Annotated in this window: 22 protein-coding genes and 1 pseudogene; 10 read left to right on the top strand and 13 right to left on the bottom strand. The window is 66.7% G+C overall.

The annotated features are described in order from the left end of the window. The first annotated feature begins 20 nt into the window (after nt 1-20). On the top strand, nt 21-842 hold the full coding sequence (locus tag ABZ345_RS17615) for a DUF3152 domain-containing protein (protein ID WP_359849161.1): 822 nt from the start codon (nt 21-23) through the stop codon (nt 840-842). A gap of 164 nt (nt 843-1,006) precedes the next feature. Here ABZ345_RS17615 and ABZ345_RS17610 read toward each other — a convergent pair whose 3' ends face one another. Together ABZ345_RS17610 and ABZ345_RS17605 are read right to left on the bottom strand one after the other, a co-directional pair. After that, nucleotides 1,007-1,228 carry a heavy metal-associated domain-containing protein gene (locus ABZ345_RS17610; protein WP_359849159.1) on the bottom strand — a complete coding sequence of 74 codons (222 nt, stop codon included), beginning with the start codon at nt 1,226-1,228 and terminating at the stop codon, nt 1,007-1,009. 16 nt (nt 1,229-1,244) lie between these two features. Then, a complete protein-coding gene (locus ABZ345_RS17605) occupies nt 1,245-1,454 on the bottom strand; it encodes a hypothetical protein (protein WP_359849156.1) in 210 nt (69 codons plus the stop codon). On the opposite strand from ABZ345_RS17605, the gene ABZ345_RS17600 reads away from it, so the two are divergent. The 4 genes from ABZ345_RS17600 (at nt 1,447) to ABZ345_RS17585 (ending at nt 3,743) form a co-directional block, all read left to right on the top strand. Then, the gene (locus ABZ345_RS17600) at nt 1,447-1,833 is read left to right on the top strand and encodes a hypothetical protein (protein ID WP_359849153.1); all 387 of its coding nucleotides are present in this window, start codon (nt 1,447-1,449) and stop codon (nt 1,831-1,833) included. The genes ABZ345_RS17605 and ABZ345_RS17600 overlap by 8 nt on opposite strands. A 57-nt stretch (nt 1,834-1,890) precedes the next feature. Beyond that, the gene (locus ABZ345_RS17595; RefSeq protein ID WP_359849150.1) at nt 1,891-2,364 is read left to right on the top strand and encodes a hypothetical protein; all 474 of its coding nucleotides are present in this window, start codon (nt 1,891-1,893) and stop codon (nt 2,362-2,364) included. 66 nt (nt 2,365-2,430) lie between these two features. Further along, nucleotides 2,431-2,793: a BlaI/MecI/CopY family transcriptional regulator gene (locus ABZ345_RS17590; protein WP_359849147.1), complete on the top strand. Its 363-nt coding sequence runs from the start codon at nt 2,431-2,433 to the stop codon at nt 2,791-2,793. Continuing rightward, the gene (locus ABZ345_RS17585; RefSeq protein WP_359849145.1) at nt 2,790-3,743 is read left to right on the top strand and encodes a M56 family metallopeptidase; all 954 of its coding nucleotides are present in this window, start codon (nt 2,790-2,792) and stop codon (nt 3,741-3,743) included. Before ABZ345_RS17590 ends, ABZ345_RS17585 begins: the two co-directional genes overlap by 4 nt. Before the next feature lie 4 nt (nt 3,744-3,747). Here the strand turns inward: ABZ345_RS17585 and ABZ345_RS17580 are convergent, their stop codons facing one another. Further along, nucleotides 3,748-5,271 (bottom strand): multicopper oxidase family protein, encoded by a 1,524-nt coding sequence (locus ABZ345_RS17580; protein WP_359849142.1) that lies wholly within the window; start codon nt 5,269-5,271, stop codon nt 3,748-3,750. A gap of 184 nt (nt 5,272-5,455) precedes the next feature. Here ABZ345_RS17580 and ABZ345_RS17575 point away from each other — a divergent pair, with 184 nt between their 5' ends. From ABZ345_RS17575 to ABZ345_RS17560, 4 genes are read left to right on the top strand one after another with little or no spacing between them, the layout of a single operon-like run. Further along, entirely contained in the window at nt 5,456-5,737 is a 282-nt protein-coding gene (locus tag ABZ345_RS17575) for a metal-sensitive transcriptional regulator (RefSeq protein WP_359849634.1), read from the top strand. Between the two features lie 30 nt (nt 5,738-5,767). Further along, nucleotides 5,768-5,977 carry a heavy-metal-associated domain-containing protein gene (locus ABZ345_RS17570; RefSeq protein WP_359849140.1) on the top strand — a complete coding sequence of 70 codons (210 nt, stop codon included), beginning with the start codon at nt 5,768-5,770 and terminating at the stop codon, nt 5,975-5,977. An 11-nt stretch (nt 5,978-5,988) separates the two neighbouring features. Next, nucleotides 5,989-6,912 carry a hypothetical protein gene (locus ABZ345_RS17565; RefSeq protein ID WP_359849137.1) on the top strand — a complete coding sequence of 308 codons (924 nt, stop codon included), beginning with the start codon at nt 5,989-5,991 and terminating at the stop codon, nt 6,910-6,912. Further along, nucleotides 6,893-9,136, top strand: coding sequence for a heavy metal translocating P-type ATPase (locus ABZ345_RS17560; protein WP_359849134.1), 2,244 nt, complete (start codon nt 6,893-6,895; stop codon nt 9,134-9,136). Before ABZ345_RS17565 ends, ABZ345_RS17560 begins: the two co-directional genes overlap by 20 nt. A gap of 48 nt (nt 9,137-9,184) precedes the next feature. Here the strand turns inward: ABZ345_RS17560 and ABZ345_RS17555 are convergent, their stop codons facing one another. The 6 genes and pseudogenes from ABZ345_RS17555 to ABZ345_RS17530 all read right to left on the bottom strand — a co-directional run bounded on the left by ABZ345_RS17555 (nt 9,185) and on the right by ABZ345_RS17530 (nt 17,900). Beyond that, nucleotides 9,185-9,616 carry a DUF2231 domain-containing protein gene (locus ABZ345_RS17555; RefSeq protein ID WP_359849131.1) on the bottom strand — a complete coding sequence of 144 codons (432 nt, stop codon included), beginning with the start codon at nt 9,614-9,616 and terminating at the stop codon, nt 9,185-9,187. A 34-nt stretch (nt 9,617-9,650) separates the two neighbouring features. After that, entirely contained in the window at nt 9,651-10,004 is a 354-nt protein-coding gene (locus tag ABZ345_RS17550) for a hypothetical protein (protein WP_359849128.1), read from the bottom strand. 73 nt (nt 10,005-10,077) lie between these two features. Further along, a pseudogene (locus ABZ345_RS17545) lies at nt 10,078-11,679 on the bottom strand (peptide chain release factor 3). Nucleotides 11,680-11,839: 160 nt separating this feature from the next. Further along, on the bottom strand, nt 11,840-14,560 hold the full coding sequence (locus tag ABZ345_RS17540) for a tyrosinase family protein (RefSeq protein ID WP_359849125.1): 2,721 nt from the start codon (nt 14,558-14,560) through the stop codon (nt 11,840-11,842). Between the two features lie 142 nt (nt 14,561-14,702). Further along, the gene (locus ABZ345_RS17535; RefSeq protein ID WP_359849123.1) at nt 14,703-16,427 is read right to left on the bottom strand and encodes a PA domain-containing protein; all 1,725 of its coding nucleotides are present in this window, start codon (nt 16,425-16,427) and stop codon (nt 14,703-14,705) included. Between the two features lie 1,203 nt (nt 16,428-17,630). Beyond that, on the bottom strand, nt 17,631-17,900 hold the full coding sequence (locus ABZ345_RS17530; RefSeq protein ID WP_359849120.1) for a hypothetical protein: 270 nt from the start codon (nt 17,898-17,900) through the stop codon (nt 17,631-17,633). Nucleotides 17,901-17,909: 9 nt separating this feature from the next. On the opposite strand from ABZ345_RS17530, the gene ABZ345_RS17525 reads away from it, so the two are divergent. Beyond that, nucleotides 17,910-18,899, top strand: a complete 990-nt coding sequence (locus ABZ345_RS17525) for a DDE-type integrase/transposase/recombinase (RefSeq protein WP_359849631.1) — start codon at nt 17,910-17,912, stop codon at nt 18,897-18,899. A gap of 250 nt (nt 18,900-19,149) precedes the next feature. Here ABZ345_RS17525 and ABZ345_RS17520 read toward each other — a convergent pair whose 3' ends face one another. From ABZ345_RS17520 to ABZ345_RS17505, 4 genes are all read right to left on the bottom strand, one after another. Then, nucleotides 19,150-19,614, bottom strand: a complete 465-nt coding sequence (locus tag ABZ345_RS17520; protein ID WP_359849117.1) for a hypothetical protein — start codon at nt 19,612-19,614, stop codon at nt 19,150-19,152. A gap of 72 nt (nt 19,615-19,686) precedes the next feature. After that, nucleotides 19,687-20,088, bottom strand: coding sequence for a hypothetical protein (locus ABZ345_RS17515; protein WP_359849114.1), 402 nt, complete (start codon nt 20,086-20,088; stop codon nt 19,687-19,689). Nucleotides 20,089-20,095: 7 nt separating this feature from the next. After that, on the bottom strand, nt 20,096-20,548 hold the full coding sequence (locus ABZ345_RS17510) for a hypothetical protein (RefSeq protein WP_359849112.1): 453 nt from the start codon (nt 20,546-20,548) through the stop codon (nt 20,096-20,098). A gap of 31 nt (nt 20,549-20,579) precedes the next feature. After that, nucleotides 20,580-21,170, bottom strand: coding sequence for a hypothetical protein (locus ABZ345_RS17505; protein ID WP_359849109.1), 591 nt, complete (start codon nt 21,168-21,170; stop codon nt 20,580-20,582). Nucleotides 21,171-21,401: the final 231 nt, after the last annotated feature.

Here is a 21,401-nt window from a genome sequence, read left to right as displayed (position 1 = left end):
GGCGCCGCCACATGCTCGCGATGTCGGTTCTCATGATCGTGGCGTTGCTGGGGCTCACCGGCTTCGCCGTGCGCGAGGCGACAAAGGCACAGGAGCCGACCGCGCCCCAGTCACAGACCGCCACCACGGAGACAGGTCCGCACGACGCGGCCGGTCACGCCGGCCCCTCGAACTCGTTGCCCAATCCGGATCCACAGCTGTACAGCGCTGCACTGGCATCGGCGGAACTGCCTCCCGGCGGTGACTTCACCGTCGAGGGCGCCAAGAAGTGGGCGGTCGTACCAGGAACTGGTGCACCGACCGGCGGCTCGGGCGTCGTGAAGTACACGGTCGAGGTCGAGGAGGGCGTTCAGGTCGTCGGCGGCGCGGCCGGCTTCGCGTCCGATGTGGACACGATCCTGCGTGATCCGCGTGGGTGGATCGGCAGCGGCAAGCACAACTTCCAGCGCGTCGACTCCGGTAAACCCGATCTGCGGATCAGCCTGACGTCGCAGATGACCACGCGCCAGGTGTGCGGGTTCCAGATCAAGTACGAGGGCTCGTGCTTCAGCTCCAAGGACAACAGGGTGACGATCAACGTCGCTCGGTGGGTGCGTGGCGCGGTGTCGTACCAGGGCGCTCTCGTGGAGTACAAGCAGTACGTGGTCAACCACGAGGTTGGCCACGGCATCGGATACGAACACCGGCCGTGCCAGGAGGCCGGTGCGCTCGCCCCAGTGATGATGCAGCAGAGCTGGGGTGTGTCGAACGACTACCTCGCCGCGCTGGGCACCGATCGGGTCACGGCCGACGGCAAGGTGTGCCGTCCGAACGCCTGGCCTTACCCTACCGGTGCACGCTAGTGCCGTGACTGGCAGCCTTTGCCCCGTATTCGGTGTTCAGACGGGTGCATCGTGGTGCCGGCGCCACGTCCTCATCCTGGTTGGCTGTGGGCGTGGCGCCGGTGCCGCGAGGCGCCCTGCTGAGCGCCGAAGACGCGGCGAAGGCTGCCGGTCACGGCACTAGGTCAGACGAAGCTCGTGGCGCGGTAGCCGAGCTCCTCGATCACGCCGATCACGTCCTCGGGACTCGTCTCGCTGATGTCCAGCTCGACCGTGCTGGCGCCCTGTTTCACCGAAGTCTGCGTGCTGTGCACACCGGGCAGGTCCTCCAGCGCGTCGTCGATCAGCAGCGCGCAGCTGCCGCAGTGCATGCCCTCGACGCGGAACGTGTGTTTCGTCGTGGACAAGGGGAATGCTCCTCGGTCAGACGATGGTGATGGTGCCGGTGTACATGCCCATGCCGCACGCGAACGGCAGCGTGCCAGGCTGCAACACACCAAGGTCCGCTTGGGATTCGAGCCTCCAGCAGGCCAACGCCGACTGGAACAGGTCGGCGGCGTTCGAGAACACGATCAGCGCGAGCGACACGGGCACGCGGAGCAGCTGCCCCGCCTCGACCGGCCGGGTGCGCACGTGCAACTACACCTACGGCCAGAACGGCTGGAGAGGGCTCGCCCAGATCAACCTGGCGGGCGGCCACATCGCCTGGGGCACCACCAAGGTCAACGACTCGTACTCGTGGACCAGCGCGGCGCGCAGGCACGTGATGTGTCAGGAGGTCGGCCACGACTTCGGTCTCGACCACCAGTTCACCAACGCGGGGTCCTGCATGGACTACGCGGGCATCAACGACCCGGGTTACGTCTCCCCCAACACCCACGACTACAACCAGCTCGCCTCCATCTACGGCCACTCGCACGCCGCTGCAACAGCCGCGCCGGCCGCGTCAGGACCGACGACCACGTCGATCGTCACCGGTGACACGGTGACCTCCGTCCTCTGGACGGACTGACCATCGATCCGGGGCCGGCGGACCCGCCCGCCGGCCCCACCCTGCTGGAGGTGAGTCATGCGTTCGGTTGTCATCGCACTCCTCCTCGCCTGCTCCGGAAGCGTGCTGGCGGGCTGCGGTACAGGCGCCACGGGGCAGCCGGCGAGGAGTTCGACGGAGACGGTCCCGCCCCACACCCCGGAGGTGGTCGAAGGAGGACCGGGCACGCTCAACGTCAAGGTCGACGAGCCTGCTGATCGCGCCACGGCGTTCGTCCGGTACCTCAGGATCGAGGACGCGCGCGGGAAGAACGTCTTGGAGCGTTCCTACCGATCGGCGCCAGCCGGGCTGTCCGAACATCTGGGCGCCGGGAACTACCGGGTGGTCACCTGGATCCGGCCATGCGGAGGAGCATGCGAAGGCAAGAAGGACGATCAGCTGGGCGTGCCGGAACGCATCTGTGGAACGAAAGCCGACGTCGCCGACGCGGCCGTGACGGAGATCGTCGTCAAGGCACCGCCCGACGCCGACTGCGTCGCGGAGATCGGCTGAGCACCACACCCAGCATCTACTTACTTCAATAGTAGATCCGTCGTACCCTGACATCAGGAGGAAACGATGCAGGGACTCGGCGAGCTGGAGACGGCCGTGATGGAGGTGTTGTGGCGTGGCACCGGGCCGCTGCGGGTTCGCGACGTTCTGGACGCGCTCGACACCGGCCGCAAGCTCGCTTACACAACGGTCATGACAGTGCTGGACAACCTGCATCGCAAGGGATGGGTCACCCGCCAGCTGGATGGCCGGGCCTACCGGTACCTGGCGAAGACCAGCCGCGAGGACGCCGTCGCCCACGCACTGCGGGAACTGCTTGACTCGGCGACCGACCGCGAGTCGGTCCTGTTGAAATTCGCACGGTCGGTATCCCCGCAAGATTCCGCGGTGTTGCGCAGAGCGCTCGGCGATTCTCCGGCGGATCGATGATCCTCGCCTTGGCGCTGCTGGCGGGCGCCGTGCTCGCGGGCGTCGTCGCACCTCGTTTCCTGCATCGCTTGACCACCAGCCGGATTCCGCCCGCGATCGTGATGACATGCTGGTTTCTCACCAGCGTCGGTGTGCTCCTCACCGCGTTCGGCGGTGTAGCGCTCCTTTTCGTACCGGGTCACGGCCCCACGCAATGGTTGCTCGACCGGTTCCACGGATGCTGGTCCGCACTGACCCACGGTGGCGTGCCGCAGCTGGACGACCTGTTCGGCACGCTGGGACTGATGACGCTGCTCACCCTCGTCGTCCGGCTCGGCATCGGTGCGATCCAGTGTCGCTCCAACGCCATGAGCGTCCACAAGAGACAACTGGATCTGCTGCGACTGGCCGCTCGGCGAGAGCCTGGGCCTGTCCCTTTGTTGTGGCTCGACCACGACAAGCCGCTCGCGTACAGCGTCGCCGGCAGACCTCCTTTCGTGGTGGTGACCACAGGCCTCTCGAAGTGCTTGTCCCCCATCGAGGTCGACGCCGTGCTGGCGCACGAACACGCGCACCTGCGTGGCCGCCACCACGTGCTGACCGGGCTGGCCGAGGCGGCGGCCTGGGCCTTCCCGTTCCTCCCGCTGATGCGCCAGGCTCCGGCCGCGATCCGCGTCCTGGTCGAGATGGCCGCCGACTCGGTGGCGTCCGCACAGTACGGGTCGCACGTGGTGCGGTCGGCTCTCCTGCGGATGGGAACAGACGGTTCGCCCAGGGGCGCTCTGGCAATCGCCGACGACGATGTCGAACCACGGTTGCATCAGCTGGAACGGGTAACGCGTCGCAGGTCGGTGTTGCGGGTCAGTGGCCTGCTGGCCACGGGTGTGGTGGCGGCTGCCATGCCTGCCGTGCTGGGATTCGGTCTGCTCGCCGCCACTACCCTGGTGTCATGTCCTTTGCTGGACCTGTGATCCGTTACTCCACATAGGACACGACGCTCATCATGCCTGCCTCGCCGTGGTAGACGTTGTGGCAGTGGGTCAGCCACTGGCCGGGGTTGTCCGCGGTGAAGTCCACCTCCACCGCCCGGCCGGGAAGCACGAGCACGGTGTCCTTGCGCGCACCGGCGCCGCCATCGCCCCGGACCTGGAACGTGTGACCGTGCAGGTGCATGGGGTGGAACATCTGCGACTTGTTGCTGAACTTCAACCGGACGTACTGACCTTCCTTGATCGGAAGCCCGTCGTCCGGGTTGTAGGCCTTGCCGTTGATGGTCCAGTCGTACTTCTGGCCGGGGCCTTCGAGCACGAGGTCATGCACGACGTCCGGTTGCTTCACCGGCAGGGCGACCTGTTCGGCGGCCCGCAGCTCGGTTGCCATCAGCACGGGCAACGCGGCCAGCTGCTTGACGGCGACCTCCCCGGCAGGTGCCATCTGCGTGACCGGGTTGCGGAGCACCACCTGCGCGTACATGTCGCGGCCCTCCGCCAGCGCCAGCAGCGGCGCGGCGCCCTCCGGCATCGTCACCACGGCGTCGAGCCTCTCCCCCATCGCGAGGAGCACGACGTCTGCCTCCTTGGGCTCGACCGGGAAACCGTCGGTGTGGGTGACCCGCAGGCGGGCACCGGGAAGCCCGACCCTGAAGGCAGTGTCGGACGCCGCGTTGATCAGTCGCAGCCGCACTCGCTGCCCGGCCTTCACCTCGATCGTCTGCGGGTCACGGAACGTCCGCCCGTTCGCGAGCACGTGCGGGTAGGTCACGTCGCCCGCATCACCGCCGAGCAGCTCCGACTTGGGCATGGACATCCCCGGCATGCTGCCGTGGTCCATGCCGGACATACCACCCATGCCGTTCTTCTTCAGTTCCTCGAGAACCTCGTCCGGGGTGCGTTCCGTGCCATCGACCAAGTCATCGAGCACAACCACCAGCTCGGTGTCGTATTCAGCCCCGTCAGCGGGGTCCTCGACGATGAGCGGCGCGTAGAGACCCCGGTCGAGCTGGACGCCGGAGTGCGGGTGGAAGAAGTAGGTGCCGGCGTCGGGCACCGCGAACTCGTACGTGAACGAGGCTCCAGGGCGGATGTCCTCCTGGGTGAGGCCAGGCACTCCGTCCATGTCGTTGCGCAGCGCGATCCCGTGCCAGTGGACGCTCGTCGGCTCCGGGAGCTGGTTCTTCAGCTCGACCTTCAGCACGTCACCGCGCCGGACCCGGATCTCCCTTCCCGGCAGCTGTCCGTAGGACCACGTTTGTACCCGCACGCCGCCCAGGTCCACCTCGCTCGTCACCGCGGTGAGAGTCGTGGAGGTGGTGCGGGCACCCGCGATGCGCCGCGCTCGTTCCGCGTCCGCCACCTTTGGCGAACCGGGTCCGATACGCGCCCCGGCAACCGGCCCGGAACCGGACGAGCAGGCCGTCAGTCCGACTGTCGCGGCGACACCGACTCCGAGCCGGAGGAAGCTCCGGCGCCCGAGCAGACCGGAAATATCTGAAGTGGCCATGTCGCTCCCATCGGACCTACCGCTTCCTACTATTCTGAATAGTAGCTGAAGCTGAACGTGCAGCAGGTCACACCAACTTCTTGGCAAACCCCTACCCCCCTGGGGTATGTTCATCACAAGCGCTCACCGTTCCCCCGGCCAGTACCGGCCGGCCGCGCGGTGGACCGATCGACAGGAGCGAGACGTGCACGGCTACACCGACAACAAGGACGCCCACCTGCGCCGCCTGAAGCGCATCGAAGGCCAGGTCCGCGGACTGGCGCGGATGATCGAGAACGACGACTACTGCATCGACGTCCTCACCCAGATCTCCGCCGCGACCAGGGCGTTGCAGGCCGTCTCGCTCGGGCTGCTCGACGAGCACCTCAAGCACTGTGTGAGCCAGGCCATCAGCGACGGCGGCACGGCGGCGGACGAGAAGATCGCCGAAGCCAGCAACGCCATCGCCCGCCTGGTCCGCTCCTGACCATCCCGACACGTACGGAAAGAGACCGACATGGCTGAGTCCACCTACACCGTCAAGGGCATGACCTGCGGACACTGCGTCAGCTCCGTCACCGAAGAGGTCAGCCAGATCGACGGTGTTCAGAAGGTCGACGTCGACCTGCCCACCGGCAAGGTCACCGTCACCAGCGACGCGCCGGTCGCCGAGGACGCGGTCCGCGCGGCCGTCACCGAGGCGGGCTACGAGCTCGTCGCCAGCTGAGGGGAAACATCATGAAGACCGGCTACAAGGTCGCCGCCTACGCACTCGCACTGGTGGTCGTGTTCGGCGGGGCCTGGGGTGCCGGCGCCGCCGCCGGCCCGTTCGGCGGGACATCCACGCCGAACGGCGCCGACGGCATGAACCACAGCGAGAACACCGCCCAGGAACAGCAACCAGCACACGCATTACCGCCGGGACTCTCGGTGTCCGAGAACGGTTACACGCTCCAGCTCGCCTCCAGCACGCCGACCCTCCAGTTCCACATCAGCGGACCGGACGGCAAGCCGGTCACCGCGTTCGACGTGGAGCACGAGAAGAAGCTGCATCTCGTGCTGGTGCGCCGGGACGGCTCCGGTTACCAGCACCTGCACCCCACGATGGCCGCCGACGGCACGTGGAGCACGCCGCTCACCCTGCCCGCCGCGGGCAGCTACCGCGTGTTCGCCGACTTCAAGCCGCAGGGCGGCACCAAGTCCACGCTCGGAGTGGACGTCCAGGTCCCAGGCGCGTACGAACCGCAGCAGTACACAACGGACACCCGCACGTTCACCGTGGACGGTTACACGGTCACGCTCAACGGAGACCTCAAGGCAGGCGCCGAGTCCACCGTGACGGCGACCGTCACCAAGGACGGCAAGCCGGTCACCGACCTGCAGCCCTACCTCGGCGCGAACGGGCACCTCGTCGCCCTGCGCGCCGCCGACCTCGCCTACCTGCATGTGCATCCGCAGGACGGGCCAGGCAGCGGTCCTGAGGTGAAGTTCTCGGTGGAGGTACCGACCGACGGCCGATACCGGCTGTTCTTCGACTTCCAGCACGACGGCAAGGTCCGCACCGCCGAGTTCACCCTTGGCGCAGGCGCGTCAACCGCTCCCGTCGTCACCCCCGCCCCCACGACCAAGGAGGAGGACGGCCATGCCGGACACGGCGGCTGATGCGCGCACCAGCCAGATCGAACTGTCGATCGGTGGCATGACCTGTGCCTCCTGCGCCGCACGCATCGAGCGCAAGCTCAACAAACTCGAAGGCGTGAGCGCCTCGGTCAACTACGCGACCGAAAAGGCACGCATCGACTTCCCCGGCGAGCTGTCCCCCGCTGACCTGGTGAAGGTCGTCGAAGACACCGGCTACACCGCTGAACTGCCCGCTCCGCCCACCACTGAAGGCACCGCCGTGGAGGTCGATCCGACGCAGTCCTTGCGGCAGCGTCTCATCACCTCCGTGGTGCTGTCAGTGCCGGTCATCGCGCTGGCAATGATCCCCGCACTGCAGTTCACCTACTGGCAGTGGCTCTCACTCGCACTGGCCGGCCCGGTGGTCGCGTGGGGCGCGTGGCCCTTCCACAAGGCCGCGTGGACGAACCTGCGCCACGGCGCCGCCACCATGGACACGCTGATCTCGATCGGCGTCGGTGCGGCGTTCCTGTGGTCGCTGTATGCGCTGTTCCTCGGCACCGCTGGTCTGCCGGGCATGACGCACGGCTTCTCGTTCACCGTCGAGCGGATGTCCGGCGCCGGCAACATCTACCTCGAAGTCGCGGCGGGCGTGACGACGTTCATCCTCGCCGGGCGCTACTTCGAGGCCCGCTCCAAGCGCCAGGCGGGCGCCGCGCTCCGCGCGTTGCTCGAACTCGGCGCGAAGGACGTCGCGGTGCTGCGCGACGGCCGTGAAGTCCGCATCCCCACCGACGACCTGCGCGTCGACGACCTGTTCGTGGTGCGGCCCGGCGAGAAGATCGCCACCGACGGCGTCGTCGAGGAGGGCAGCTCCGCGGTCGACGCGAGCATGCTCACCGGCGAATCCGTGCCGGTAGAGGTCGGCATGGGCGACACCGTCGTCGGCGCGACCGTCAACGCGGGCGGCCGGCTCGTCGTGCGCGCCACCCGTGTCGGCTCCGACACGCAGCTCGCGCAGATGGCCCGGTTGGTCGAGGACGCCCAGAACGGCAAGGCCGAGGTTCAACGCCTGGCGGACCGCGTGTCGGCGATCTTCGTGCCGATCGTCATCGCACTCGCCGTGGGCACGCTCGCGTTCTGGCTCGGCGCGGGCACGGGTGCGAGCGCCGCGTTCACCGCGGCCGTGGCGGTGCTGATCATCGCCTGCCCGTGCGCGCTCGGTCTGGCCACGCCGACCGCATTGCTCGTCGGCACCGGCCGTGGCGCCCAGCTCGGCATCCTGATCAAGGGGCCGGAGGTGCTGGAATCCACCCGCCGCGTCGACACGGTGGTGCTGGACAAGACCGGCACCGTCACGACCGGCCAGATGAGCCTCACCGACGTTCACCCGGCGGACGGCGAGGAGCGGGACGAGGTGCTGCGGCTGGCCGCGGCGCTGGAGCACGCCTCCGAGCACCCGATCGCGAGGGCGATCGTCGCCGGTGCCGGTAGCGAACTGCCCGCCATCGAGGACTTCCAGAACCTGGAGGGCCTGGGCGTGCAGGGCGTGATCGACGGACGCGCTGTGCTGGTCGGCCGGGAGCGCCTGCTCAATGAGTGGACCGTGCACCTGGACGAGAAGCTGGCCACGGCGAAGAAGGAAGCCGAGCAGAAGGGCCGCACGGCCGTACTGGTGGCCTGGGACGGCAAGGCGCGCGGCGTGCTGGTCGTCGCCGACACCGTGAAGCCCACATCCAAGGAGGCGATCGAAGGGCTGCGCAAGCTCGGGCTGCGCCCGGTGCTGCTGACCGGCGACAACGAGGCTGCCGCCAAGGCCGTGGCGGCGGAGGTGGGCATCGACGAGGTGATCGCCGAGGTGCTGCCCGCGGACAAGGTCGACGTCGTGAAGCGCCTGCAGGACGAGGGCCGCATCGTGGCGATGGTCGGCGACGGCGTGAACGACGCCGCCGCGCTGGCCCAGGCTGACCTAGGTCTGGCCATGGGCACCGGCACGGATGTCGCGATCGAGGCCAGCGACCTCACCCTGGTGCGCGGTGACCTGCGTGCCGCCGTGGACGCGATCCGGCTGTCGAGGCGCACGCTCAGCACGATCAAGGGCAACCTGTTCTGGGCGTTCGCCTACAACGTCGCGGCGCTGCCGCTGGCAGCGCTCGGCCTGCTCAACCCGATGATCGCGGGCGCGGCGATGGCGTTCTCGTCGGTGTTCGTGGTCAGCAACAGCCTGCGCCTGCGTGGCTTCCGCAGCGCGAACGGTCAGGCCTGACAGCCGGAACCAAGGCCCGCATCTGCCGACCAGCAGGTGCGGGCCTGGTCAGATCCGGCGGTGTGCCAGCACAACTCCGATGACCACCGCGATGGCCGTCACGACGGCGGACACCGCCGACAGAATCACGAGGGGCAGGCTCACCGATCGGTCTGCGGGTTCGGCCACACGCAGGACGTATCCGGCGAGGTAGAGGATCACGACGGTCGCCATCAGCCCGAAGTGCATCATCACCAACCGGAAAGACCTGGTCCGCGAAGGCACCGCGATACCGTCGACCAATCCCGCAACGCCTGCCGCACCGGCTCCGAGCAGGCCGATCCCGATCAACGACGTCGCTGCGCGTGTCATCGACGCGAGATCGAGCACGAGGCTCACCGACCAGCAGCCGATCGGTACGACCGCGAGCAACGAGTGCGCACGGAGATGGCGTCGCAACGGGCGAGACCGCGACATGCCCGGATGATCATCGACCCACATGACCGCAGCCTACTATCACTCTTAGTAGACGCGCTCAGGCTGACGCGGCGTCCTCTGAGGACCGGTCCAGCACGTTGCCGGCGAGCGCATCGGGCATCGTGGCGCGACCAGGGCCTCCGGCCTGCACCCAGGCGACGACGTGCTCGACGGTCTCGTCGGACAGCACACCACCCAGCCACACCGGCCGGGCTCCTGCCTGCCGAGCGGTCGGCGTCGGCTGCACCACCACGACGTTGGAGTGATCACACGAGTCGAGGCAGTCGGCCACACGGAGGCGTTCGACACCGACAGCCTCGCGCAACCGGTCGAGCTGACCCTCGTGGTTTACGTCCGGATGCTTCTTCGCCGTACCGCAACAGCACCCACGACACACCGTCAGCTTGTTCACCTGGCCTCCACGAACGGAAAACCTACTATGGGAGATCCTCCCGTTCGCTGAGACACGAATCACGCACCACTGGTCAGTCGATCCCTGCGACCAGCTTCTCCAACGTCAACTCCGGGTACCGGCGCAGCAGCAGCTCCAGCGCGGACTGACGGACGAACACCACGAGTTGGGTCCCGTCTGCCCGCATGAGCACTTCGCACTCGGAGGTTCGGTCGAGCAACGAACGCTGAGCAGGATCGGCAAGCCTCCGCACCACCGTGTACGGGAGGTGTTCCAGCCGTACCTCCGAACCGCTGTCCGCAGCCAGCCGCGCCACCGCGACGTCGAACTGAAGCAGGCCGACCGCGGCGAGCACCGGACCACGCCGCCCGGAGTGCAATACCTGCACCACGCCCTCCGCCTGCAACTGCCGCACAGCACGCTGGCACTGCTTGGCGCGGCTGCGATCGACGAGCGCCGCCGCCGCGAAGTGACCCGGAGCAAACTGACGAGGCCGGGAAACCGCACAGCCGGACTGCCGTCGCAGATCGTGTCGCCGGCCCGCAAGGAGGAGGCGTTGACCAGCCCGATCACGTCACCGGGAAAAGCAGTGTCCACAGTGGTCCGCTGGCGACCGAACAGCTGCTGAACATACTTGGTGGCGAACGGTTTCTGCGTAGTGGCGTTGGTGACCACCATCCCGCGTTCGAACACGCCGGAACACACGCGGGCGTATGCGAGCTGGTCGCGGTGCGCCGGGTTCATCCCGCTCTGAACCTTGAAGACGAACGCGGAGAACGGAGCGTCCAACGACCGTTCGCCGCCCTGCACGACCGTCCTGGGCAACGGGCTTGGCGCGATCTCGGTCAGGACATCGAGCAGGTTCCGCACTCCCAGGTTCAGCACCGCCGCCCCGAACAGCACCGGAGTCGCCTCCGCGGCGAGGAACCTCGCACGTTCGAACCTCCCGCCTGACGCCGCCAGGAGATCGGCCTCGTCGCGTGCGCGCGACCAGGCTTGCCCTTCCTCGACCTCCGCAACCGTCTGATCAAGATGCTCTTCAGCGGCCGCGGCCGCTCCGCCTGTCGTCCGGTGATAACGGACGAAACGCCCGGTCTGACAGTCCAGCTCGCCGCGGAAGTCTCCCGCCGGGCCGACCGGCCAGGTCAACGGCATGGGTTGCAGACCGATCCGGTGCACGAGCTCGTCGCACAGAGCCAAGGCGTCACGCCCAGCACGATCCCACTTGTTGATGAAGGTGATCACCGGCAGGTTCCGATGCCTGCACACGTCGAAGAGCTTGAGTGTCTGCGGTTCCAGGCCTTTGGCCGCGTCCAGCAACATCACCACGGAGTCCACAGCGGACAGGACGCGGTAAGTGTCCTCGGAGAAGTCCGCGTGTCCTGGCGTGTCCACCAGGTTGATCACCGTGTCCCGGTAGGAGAACTGGAGCACCGCCGAAGTGATCGAGATCCCCGAGAGCGTTCCATCTCCATCCAGTCGGACACCGCACCCCGCCGCCCGGGCTTGCCGTGCACTGCCCCCGCCGACGAGATCGCTTTGGCATGCAATGCAATCGCCTCGGTGAGCGTGGACTTTCCCGCGTCCGGATGACTGATGACGGCGACGTCCGCCGACGAGCCGCCTCGCTCAGCAGGTCAGAGAGCGACGTGACGGCTGGGCGGACGGCGGTCATGTGAAACCTCAGGGCGGTCGGCGGCGAAACCGTCCATCACAGTAACTCCGCCGAGCAACTATCCGTCATAGTACGCCCGAACTCCGTAGGTTACCCCGTAGGCCAGATCGAAGCCGCGTCTCCCCGTCCTTCAGCTGACCGGACGGGGAGACGCCTTCGTTCAGCGGCAAGCACCTTTGACGCACTCGGCGACCCGATCGGGATCGATCTTGTTGCGTTCCAGCAGCCGCCGTACGCCGTCGTTCTGCAACAGGCACAGCAGAAGCTCGCACGGATCGAGGTGCGTGTCAGGTTTGGGGTCGATCACGAGCGGGGGTGCTTCGTCACCACGCGCCCACACCGCGACGGTCCGCAGTTCCTCGCGCGTGAACGCCGCGCCGCGCAGGTCCGCTCCCACCGCCCGCACGAGCACGCGGTACACGCCAGCCAGCGTGGTGGGCACATCGACAGCGAAGATCCCTGGCTCCACTTCGGACAGCCCGAGGGTCGTATGCGCGCCGTTCGGCGCGGTGACGGTGGCGACCACTTTGGCCGAGGAGAGCGGTATGCCGCTGTCAGTCAGCCCCGCGCGCACGTGAGCGACCGAGCCAGGCAGACGTGAACTCTGGGTCACCGCAACGTCGAGCCGCAACGCACTGCGGGCCTGGACGGACAGGGTGAACGGCACACCGTGCACCTTGATCGCGGTGACCACCTGCTCGAACAGCCGTCCGCCGCGTTCACGGTTGGATCGGGCGAACCGCTTTCGTAGGTCCGTGATGCACCTGTCGAGGTCTTTGCCGTCCACCGACAGCACTGCTTTCCACTCCCCCGCACCTGCTCCTGGCGAGAGCACGTCCGCAGGCACAACGCGCAGCACGCGATAGGTGTCTTCGGCGATCTCCACGGCGCCGGCTCCGCCGGTCAGAGTGGTGCCGTCCGGGGCGATCAGCTCCACATGCAGAGCACGCGCCATCTCGCCGAGCAGCAGCACGTCGGCGCGGATGTCGGCCGCGGTGAGACGGAACGGGACGACGACCTTGCCGCCCACGGGCACGAAACCGTCCGGATCGACGACGATCGCGGAGTTCGTAGCGCCGGCCAGGACCTGGGCGAAGTACTTCTGCAGCAGGAGCTGGTCGTCGATTCCGGGGTTGCCAGTGAGCAACAAGTAACCGCCAGTGCCGTTGGCGATGTCGGACAGGGCACCGGGGTTGAGCTGGTCCGCGGTGCCGAGGCCGATGGCGAAGACGCGGCTGTGCACGGACGAGGCGGCGGCCGCGATCGTCTTGCCCGCGGTTTCGTGCCCGTCGGTGAACACGATCGTGGCGGTGTGGTCGTAGTCGGCGGTCACGAGTGCGAGCTGGGCTGCTCCGCTCTCCAAGCCGTCGCCGATGGCGGTGAGGCCTGCCGGATTGGTGGTGGTGTTGTTGATGGCGTTCGATGCGGCGAGGCGTCCGCCGCCGCCGATCATCGGGCCCGCGTCCTTCACCGGTGCCGCTTCGGCCGCATCGGTGTCGAAGCGGACGACGCCCACGCCGTCGGTGTCGTCGAGCAAGGAGACGAGGAGAGGCGCGGAGGCGTGTAGCACCTGCATGCGGGTCTTCATCGGCAGGCCGGAGTCGAGGTCCATGCTGCCGGACCGGTCCAGGACGAGTGAGGTGGCGACGGTCGGGTTCGGCACAACGGTCGCGGTGACAGGTACGGTGAACGCGTCGCCGGTCTCGGCGATGGTGACGGTGAGGGTGCCGTTGTCGGACGTGCCAGCGTCACCCGGCGTGTAGAGCACCCAGACGAGCAGGTCATGAATCTCGAATCCGGCCGGCTCGGGTGAGATCACTGGTGTGCCCAGGATGGTGAACGGACCGGTGACCGACGCCGTCGCCGTCACCTGGACGCACCCCCGCACCCGCAGTCGCAGGGCACGCGCGGTGGGCAGATGCTCCACGACGTCGAGGAACCGCACCGGGTCCCCCGGTGCGGGCGAGACCTGATCGATGGCCAGCGGCAGTGTGTCGTAGCAGGGTGGGCGCACCACAGCGGTGTCGCGGCAGTTCTTGTGCTCGATCGACGCCGACATTCCGGTCCACGGATCGATCGGCGCACCGAACTCGACCGTGCCGTTCCACGGCTGCATGGTGGCGAGGATGCTGCCGGTCCCGGTCGTTCCGGACTGGTCGCCGTAAACCTGATCCGGGTCAAGGCGCCAGTCGTTGCCGGGCTGGGTCTGCCACATGGCGAAGAGGCGATCGACGTTGCTGTGCAACAGGAACACGAACGGGTCCTCGAACGCGGCGTGCCGCTGCCCGATGTCCCCACCGATGTAGCCGTGCGCACTGCCGTGCCAGCCCTCCAGCTCATTGCGGAAGGCTTGCCACTGCTGCGCCTGCGGAAGCCCGTCGGCGCTGGTGATTATCGTTGCGTCCGCAGCGATGCCGGGTGCGCCCGCTCTCGCTCCGCGTTCGACCGACTGCGGTGGGTCAGCGGGATTGCGGGTCTGCTCCCGGCTGCCCGCAAGCGCCCCTCCGTTGTGCAGTGCGGCTAGCGGACCGTCGACCATTCCGTTCATCGTGCCGAGAAGAGTGCTGCTCGACAGGTCCACGGTGCCGCCCTGCCCGTCGGACGCGGCGCGCGGGTCCTCGGTCCAGTCCCAGTAGTGCAGTGCCACGTCGGGATTCGCCTGCTGCAGCAGTGCTTCGTAGCGGTTGACCAGTTCGCGGTGCCACGGCAGGAACGAGTTGCCGCCGTGGTTGTGCGTGGACTGGTGGATCTCGTCCTGCTTGTCCCAGTAGGACACTCCACCTGGAAAGGTAAGCAGGTCAGCCTGGAGAACCGCGTCGATGTAAGCCTGCCGTTCTGCGGGCGTGAGGTGGGCGAAGTTGCGTCTGACCGGTTTGGCCATGGTGAGCCCCCTTCGGGTTGATACTTCGAAGAGGGCACCAGCACAGCGAGAAATACGTGATCAGGGCGCTCGACGAAGCCCCGAATGGGTGACAGCACAGAGCGGGAACCCGATGGATTCCCGCTCTGCCACTGCATCTAGATCAGCCGTTGTAGCGGAACACGTAGAGACCGAAGTCCCGATCGCTCGCAAGCACGTACTTGTGGTTGCGACGGTCCCTCCACACCTCGACGCCCCAGAAGTTGTTGCCTCCCTGGTCGATGAAGGCGCCGACCTCGTGGATGCCATCCGTCCCGTAGTCCACGACCCGGAAACCGCCCGCGTAGTAAGAGATGTAGGCGATGTTGTTGTTGTCCGGGTCCATCGCCACCTCGTGGACCGACAGGTCACCGAATCCACGCGCGTAGGCCGGGTCCTGCGCCTCCGGGATCGAGTAGGTGTCGACCTGGGTGATCGAGCCGGTCTTGCCGAGCTGGTTGGGGATGCTCGTGCGGAACAGCCGCACGTAGCCCCAGCCGTCGAAGACGGCCTTGATCGTGGTCGACGCCGGAGAGACCGCAGCCGGGGTGGCCATCGTGCACGCGTCGGCGTCGGTGACACCCGGAACGCCGAGCAGCTTCAACCCGGTCACGCGGTTGACGAACACGAACGGGATCGTTCCGGTGGCGAGCATCGTCACCTGGTCGAGGCAATCGGCCCTGACGTTCTGGAACACGATGCCTGCCGTGTAGCCCTTGGCCACGATGTTGTCGAGTTTGACCTGGAACGCGCAGGTGCCGCGCTCGACCAGGGCAGTGCCGGTGCCCGCGGGAATCGTCGCCGGATCGCACGCGTCGCCGACCGGGATGACCGGCCCGCTGATCGTGGTGTTCTCGTCGATCTGCGTGACGCTGTCGGCCTGTGTCGCCACGTACTCGGTGCCGGCGTACGGCCCGGAGTCGATCTTCGCGGTCACCCGGTACGGGTTGAAGTCCTCGTCGGTGCCGAGCATGAACTTCCGGTTGGGCGACAACTCGGACTGGTGCGCGTTGCCTTCGGGCGAGATCTGCTGGCCACGAGCGAGCCGTTCCTCATCCAGTGCCGCGTAATCGCTCTCGGCAATCAACGACACCTTCCCCGGCCGGGGATCGGTGACGTCGAGCAGGACGTAGCCGCCGTCCCAGTAGTTCACGTTCATCACGTACCGCTGGCCGATCTTCGTGATCATCATGTCGTGGCTGAAGATCGACGTCAGGTTGGTGGGCGTGGCCTGATCCACCCCGAACAGCGCAACAAGGTCGAGCTCGTCGTTGACCATCACCGGGTGGTACGGGTCGGTGATGTCCATGATGTCGACGTCGGTGAGCTCCTCATCGTCGATGAGGGCGACATAGGTCTTCTTGTCGAAGTTGTTCGTCCACATCCGCATGCTGTGTGTCTGATTCGGTGACGCCTCGGCACTGCCGTCCGGCGCGGTGAAGTCACCGGTGTGCAACGAAACCGGCTTGGGGTGCCGCGGGTCGGAGACGTCCCACAGCGAGATGCCGCCGACGTTCGGCGCGGGCGGTGTCGCGCCGGGGCAGGTCTCGTTCTGGTGCGCCAGCAGATCTCCGTGGAAGTACGCGTTCTCGATGTGCTCGACCTGGATGCCCTCGCCCGCGTAGGAGCCATCGCTCGTAGGAATGAACGCGCTCGTGACCTCGAAGGGCTTGGCCGGGTTGGTCAGGTCCATCACGTGCACGCCGGTCCGCTCACAGGTCGGCTCGCGGAACGCGGTCAGGTAGGCGTAGTTCCCGAACGCCGTGACGTCAGCGACGCGACCCGTGTTGCCCGCGCCGGACGGATTCGTGACCGCGGCCTTGCCAACCAGCTGGATGTTCTTGCTCACTGCGGGCAGATGCCCTTGGTTCCCACCGTGCTGCTGGTGTGCGCCGTCAGCGACCCCTTCACCGGGGAAGTCCTCTCGGCCTCCTCCGTGGTCGGGGTGAGCGCTGGCGACTCCGGCGAGCCCGCTCCCCACCAGGATGGCGGCGGTGAGCAGGGACAACCGCCGGATGCGTTGACTTCGTCGGCTACGCATTCTTGCCTCCGGGTTCGGGCGGCGACCCCCAGCGGCGGGACCCTACGTCGCCGTTCGACAAACCGGTAGAGGCGTCAGCCTGGCGGCCTACCCGGTTTGACCAGCGGTGATCGATCACACACTGTGTGTCAGCTGCGTGCAGCTAAAAGATCACAGTGACGCCCACCAACCTGATGGCCACGCCGATGTAGCCCAACCGTCAGGCTGGAACTCATCGATGACCCACTTCCTGTGCCAGCGAGCCGCGACGAACACCGCCGCCACACGTGACAAGGATCCGACCGAAGTTCGGGTTGGACCGGTACGTCGCACCGGACCCGTACGAGCCAAGTACGAGCACTTCTCAGCTATCCACAGCAGACCGCGGTGCACCCTGGGCTCCTTGCCACACAGCCAAGCACCCACCGATTTCCGCGACAACGGCGAGCACCATCAACAGCACAGACATGGTGAACAGCCAGCTTTCCCTTGTTACGCAAGCGAATCCTACTCACCAAGTAACGGCGAGGCACTCCGGCGAGGTGTTAGTTGATCACGCAACCTGCGACAGAACCCGACATCCGGACCAGCCTCCACCCGCCGAGCCCGGCCTGATCGCGCTCACCGTCCCCGAGATCAAACGTCTGATCGCCGACACCACCACACCTCGACCACCCGAGCACGCAACCCATTGGGTGAACTGGCGACGCCGACACCAAGCACGCTCACGCTGGTTCCACAAACGCACCCGACCCCTCCCTGTCAGACTGCTCTGAGACACGAGGCCAGTAGAGTCCTCTGTGGAATCTGCAGGGCAAGAACGGATCTTTTCAGACGTGACGTTGAGTGCTGCCGACCTCCATGACGGCATGGTCGTGATGGGGACGTGGGCAAGAAGAAGCGGGGACCTCGGGCCGGGCAACCGAAACGACGGACCTTCACCCCGGACTACAAGCTGGCGATGGTGGAGGAATACGAGCGGTTGACCGAGCCCGGCGCGAAGGGCGCACTGTTGCGGCGGGAAGGGCTGTATCACTCCCGCCTGATCGACTGGACCCGCGCCCGCGACGTTGGAGGCCTCAACGCCTTGGCCGCCAAGCCCTCAGGCCCCAGGGGCAGGTCCTCGGCGGAGAAGGAGAACGACAAACTCCGCGCCGACAACGAGCGCCTCGCCCGCGAGCTGGCCAAGTCGCAGGCGGTGGTGGAGATCATGGGAAAACTGCACGGGCTCTTGGAGACGATCTCCGAGAGCGCGGACAGCGACCCCAGGTCGACGAGGTCATCGATGCCGCGTTCGTCCAACTCGAACCGCTGGTGGGCACCAAACCAGGATGCGAGCTGGTCGGGAAGTCCCGGGCGACGTTGTACCGGCGCCGTGCTCCCGCGCCGCCGCCGGCCGGGCCGCGTCGTCTGCCCAGGCCGCACCCGGCCGGCCTGTCCGTGGCCGAGTGTGTCGAGGTGCTGGCGGTGCTGCGGTCGCCACGGTTCGTGGACAAGTCTCCCGCCCAGGTGTGGGCCACCCTGCTGGACGAAGGCCGCTACCTGTGCTCGATCTCCACGATGTACCGGCTGCTGCGCCGGGAAGGCGAGGTTCGTGAGCGACGCGCGCAGGCCCGCCATCCCGCCAAGGTCAAGCCCGAACTGATCGCCGACGGTCCCAGCCAGGTGTGGAGCTGGGACGTGACCAAGCTCAAGGGCCCCGACCGGGGCGTGTATTACGACCTGTTCGTGATGCTGGACATCTACTCCTGCAAAGCCGTGCACCACATGGTCGCGGTCACCGAGACCGCCGAGTTGGCCGAGTCGTTCATCCAGGATGCCTTCGCCGCCAACGGCGGGATCCTGCCGCACACCGTGCACGCCGATCGCGGAACGTCGACGACCTCCGAGAACGTCGCCACTCTGCTGGCCGGCCTATCCATCACCCGATCGCATTCCCGACCACGGGTGTCCAACGACAACCCGTACTCTGAGGCGCAGTTCAAGACGCTGAAGTACTGTCCGGCCTTCCCCGGAACCTTCGGCTCGATCGCCGACGCCCGACGGTTCTGCGCCCAGTTCTTCCGCTACTACAACACCGAGCACCGCCAAGCGGGAATCGGCCTGCACACCCCGGCATCGGTGCACGACGGCACCGCCACCGAGATCCGGGCCCACCGCGCCCAGACCTTGGACTCGGCTTACGCCGCGCACCCTGGCCGGTTCCACCGCAGGCCAACCCCTCCGCGCCTGCCCAAAGCCGCCTGGATCAACAAACCATCCCCGCAGACAGGAATCGCCGAGCTACAACAAGCAGCCTGAACTGTCTCAAGTGGATTGACAGGTTCCGCATTAATTATCGCATCGCTCACATGCGCTGGGATACCTCAACCTCCCAGCAGATACCGTCGATGTCCTGGGCTCAGGCGTACCTGAGCGTGGACACCAAGGCGTCGTGCGTCCACGTGCCCTGGCTGTCCGCCAAGCGTGTTTCGAAAGGCGGTCCTTTGCGCCGCAGGTGCGCGGTCCTGGCCTCGAAGTCGGTCGGCCATTCGTCCGGGTCATCGTCCACTTACTTCGCCGTCGGTCTCGGCCCGTACTTCTCCAAGCCGACTTTCGGCGAGACGCCGATATCGCCGTGGCCGATCGACTTCGCCAGGCTCGTTTCATCCTTTGCCGGCGGGTTGTCCGAGGAGTAGACGACATACTGAAACGACATGCGGTCCTCCCGGTCGTACGCCGTGCTCAGCCAGTAGTCGCGGTTCGCGATGTCCTCCAGCCTTACCAGGACCTCGGCCGTGTCCGACTCCGCACGGACGATGACATCGAAATCGATCTGCTGCCCCGAGTCGATGCCATGCACGTAGACGTAACTCGCGTCGACTACCTCTGCCTGCGCTTTCCAGTCCGCCACGATCTTCTTGCAGAGCTCGTCCACGTCCTCGTAGTACTGCACGAAGAGATTGCACCCGGACAGGAGGCCGACCAGCAGCACAACCAGACCCAGCACACCGGCCACACGCCTTGCCGCGCTCACTCCACTCCCTCCCGCTTCCCGTGACAGTTCGGCGTCAACCCGGTTGGCCTCTGGTAGGGCGCTACGCACCCACTACGGTCGCCGGTAGATCGAGTTATCACTGAAGTCATCGTCCTCGACCGGCCTCGGCATAGGCTTCCGCGGTTCGGCAGTAGCGACCGCTGGCACCGACACATCGGTGTCGAGCTGTCCTGCTTGTCCGCCGACCGCGTTCCGGAACTCGCCGAGCACGTTGGCCGCGGCGCCTTCCCTCGCCTGCCGCACCAATTCCATGAGCTTCGCGGCGAGCTCCGGGTTCTGTGCGATCTTGAGGTCTAGCAGTGCACCGTTCGGCGCCACCGTCACGGTCAGCGTCTTGTCCTCGGAGGTGACCGTCTGCCCCGCCATCTCCAGGTTGCGTCGGAAGGCGACCGCGTTGCGCTGCAGTTCCGCGGTCTTGGCCTCGAAGTCGGTCAGCCATTCGTCGGGAGTCATCACCCACTCACCTCGTCGTCGCTCTCGGGCCGTACTTCTCTTCGGGAGATCCGGAACCCTGGCCGAGTCCGCCCTGGTAGATCACCGGACCAGGCGTCACCGAGCCGCCGCCGAGCCCGCTGCCCTCGGAGTGGACCGCGAAGTTCACCTTGACGTCGCTCGACGAGGTCTTCTGCCAGAAGTTCCGTCGGGCGACCTCCTGCAACTCGCCGATCACCTTGTCCTTGTCGACACCCCCGCGGATCGTGACGTCGAGGTACATGACCTGTCCCTGATCCAGCCCATGGCGGTACTCGTACGTCGCTTCGACAACCTCCGGCATCTCCTTCCAGTCGGCGACCGTCTGCTTGCCGAAGCTGTCCACGCCCTCGTAGTACTGGTCGGTGACATTGCATCCGGCCAGCAAGCCCACCATGGCGAGCAGGCTGCCCAGCAGGATCGAACGCAGTGCGGTGCTCACTTCACTCCCTCGCGCGTCACCTGATAGGTCCTCATTTGCGACGCTGGGCCGCCCTGGGTGAAGGCGTCCGTGCTGTCGAGGAACCTTCGGACCGAAGGATCCGAACTCTGGTCGAGTTGTCCCGCGACCGCGACGTAGTTGCGGTCGACGCGCTGGTTCTGCGGTTGGCCGGGTTCTCCCGGTAGCCGCCGATGCTGTGGTTCTCGCCGACGGTGCCGGTCTGGTTCTCGAAGGTGACCGTCGTGCGGTTCGCGGTGTTCGGGTTGTCGCTGGCGTCGAGGTGCGGAACGATGTCGCCCTTGTTCTCCAGCGACAGCATCTGCACGTTGCCGGGGATGCCGATGCGGCCGACCGGTGAGCCGGCGGTGACCACGTGTGTCACGTTGTAACCGCTCGCGACGAGGCCGTTGGTCGACTGGGCGGCGACGATACCGCCCTGGCTGTGGCCGACCAGCATCACCGGCACACCGGATCCCTGCGCACCGGCATCACGCAATGCCTGCTCGATCCCCTGCTGCAGAACCGTGTTGTTGCCTGCCATCGCGTCGACGTTGACACCTGAGTCGTTGGCGCTCTTGGGATCCCACGGCGCATTCCAGTCCTTGGTACCAGGGACATCCACGACATAGCCGGTAACGTTTCCGTTGGCGTCCTTGATGATTCTTACATCGATGTTGCTCGGCTCCTTGTTGGTAGGGCTGTTGCGCTCGTCAAGACCCAGCAGAATGTCACGCAGGTTGTGCGGTCCGGTGTCCTGATGGGGTTGCCCCGTTTTGACGGACAGGGTCGATGAGGTGTTGTCACGCTACCTGATCGACTGGTTGGTATCGGGTGGCTTCGTAGGCGGTGGGGC

Origin of the sequence: Lentzea sp. NPDC005914, assembly GCF_040629405.1 — a bacterium.
GTDB lineage: Bacteria > Actinomycetota > Actinomycetes > Mycobacteriales > Pseudonocardiaceae > Lentzea.
This window is presented reverse-complemented; position numbering and strand designations above follow the sequence as displayed.

Excerpts from the sequence above, each read along its gene's own strand:
- ABZ345_RS17615 (WP_359849161.1), top strand. The coding sequence starts at position 21 with ATGTCGGTTCTCATGATCGTGGCGTTGCTGGGGCTCACCGGCTTCGCC.
- ABZ345_RS17595 (WP_359849150.1), top strand. The coding sequence starts at position 1,891 with ATGCGTTCGGTTGTCATCGCACTCCTCCTCGCCTGCTCCGGAAGCGTG.
- ABZ345_RS17590 (WP_359849147.1), top strand. The coding sequence starts at position 2,431 with ATGCAGGGACTCGGCGAGCTGGAGACGGCCGTGATGGAGGTGTTGTGG.
- ABZ345_RS17585 (WP_359849145.1), top strand. The coding sequence starts at position 2,790 with ATGATCCTCGCCTTGGCGCTGCTGGCGGGCGCCGTGCTCGCGGGCGTC.
- ABZ345_RS17580 (WP_359849142.1), bottom strand. The coding sequence starts at position 5,271 with ATGGCCACTTCAGATATTTCCGGTCTGCTCGGGCGCCGGAGCTTCCTC.
- ABZ345_RS17570 (WP_359849140.1), top strand. The coding sequence starts at position 5,768 with ATGGCTGAGTCCACCTACACCGTCAAGGGCATGACCTGCGGACACTGC.
- ABZ345_RS17565 (WP_359849137.1), top strand. The coding sequence starts at position 5,989 with ATGAAGACCGGCTACAAGGTCGCCGCCTACGCACTCGCACTGGTGGTC.
- ABZ345_RS17560 (WP_359849134.1), top strand. The coding sequence starts at position 6,893 with ATGCCGGACACGGCGGCTGATGCGCGCACCAGCCAGATCGAACTGTCG.
- ABZ345_RS17555 (WP_359849131.1), bottom strand. The coding sequence starts at position 9,616 with ATGTGGGTCGATGATCATCCGGGCATGTCGCGGTCTCGCCCGTTGCGA.
- ABZ345_RS17540 (WP_359849125.1), bottom strand. The coding sequence starts at position 14,560 with ATGGCCAAACCGGTCAGACGCAACTTCGCCCACCTCACGCCCGCAGAA.
- ABZ345_RS17515 (WP_359849114.1), bottom strand. The coding sequence starts at position 20,088 with ATGACTCCCGACGAATGGCTGACCGACTTCGAGGCCAAGACCGCGGAA.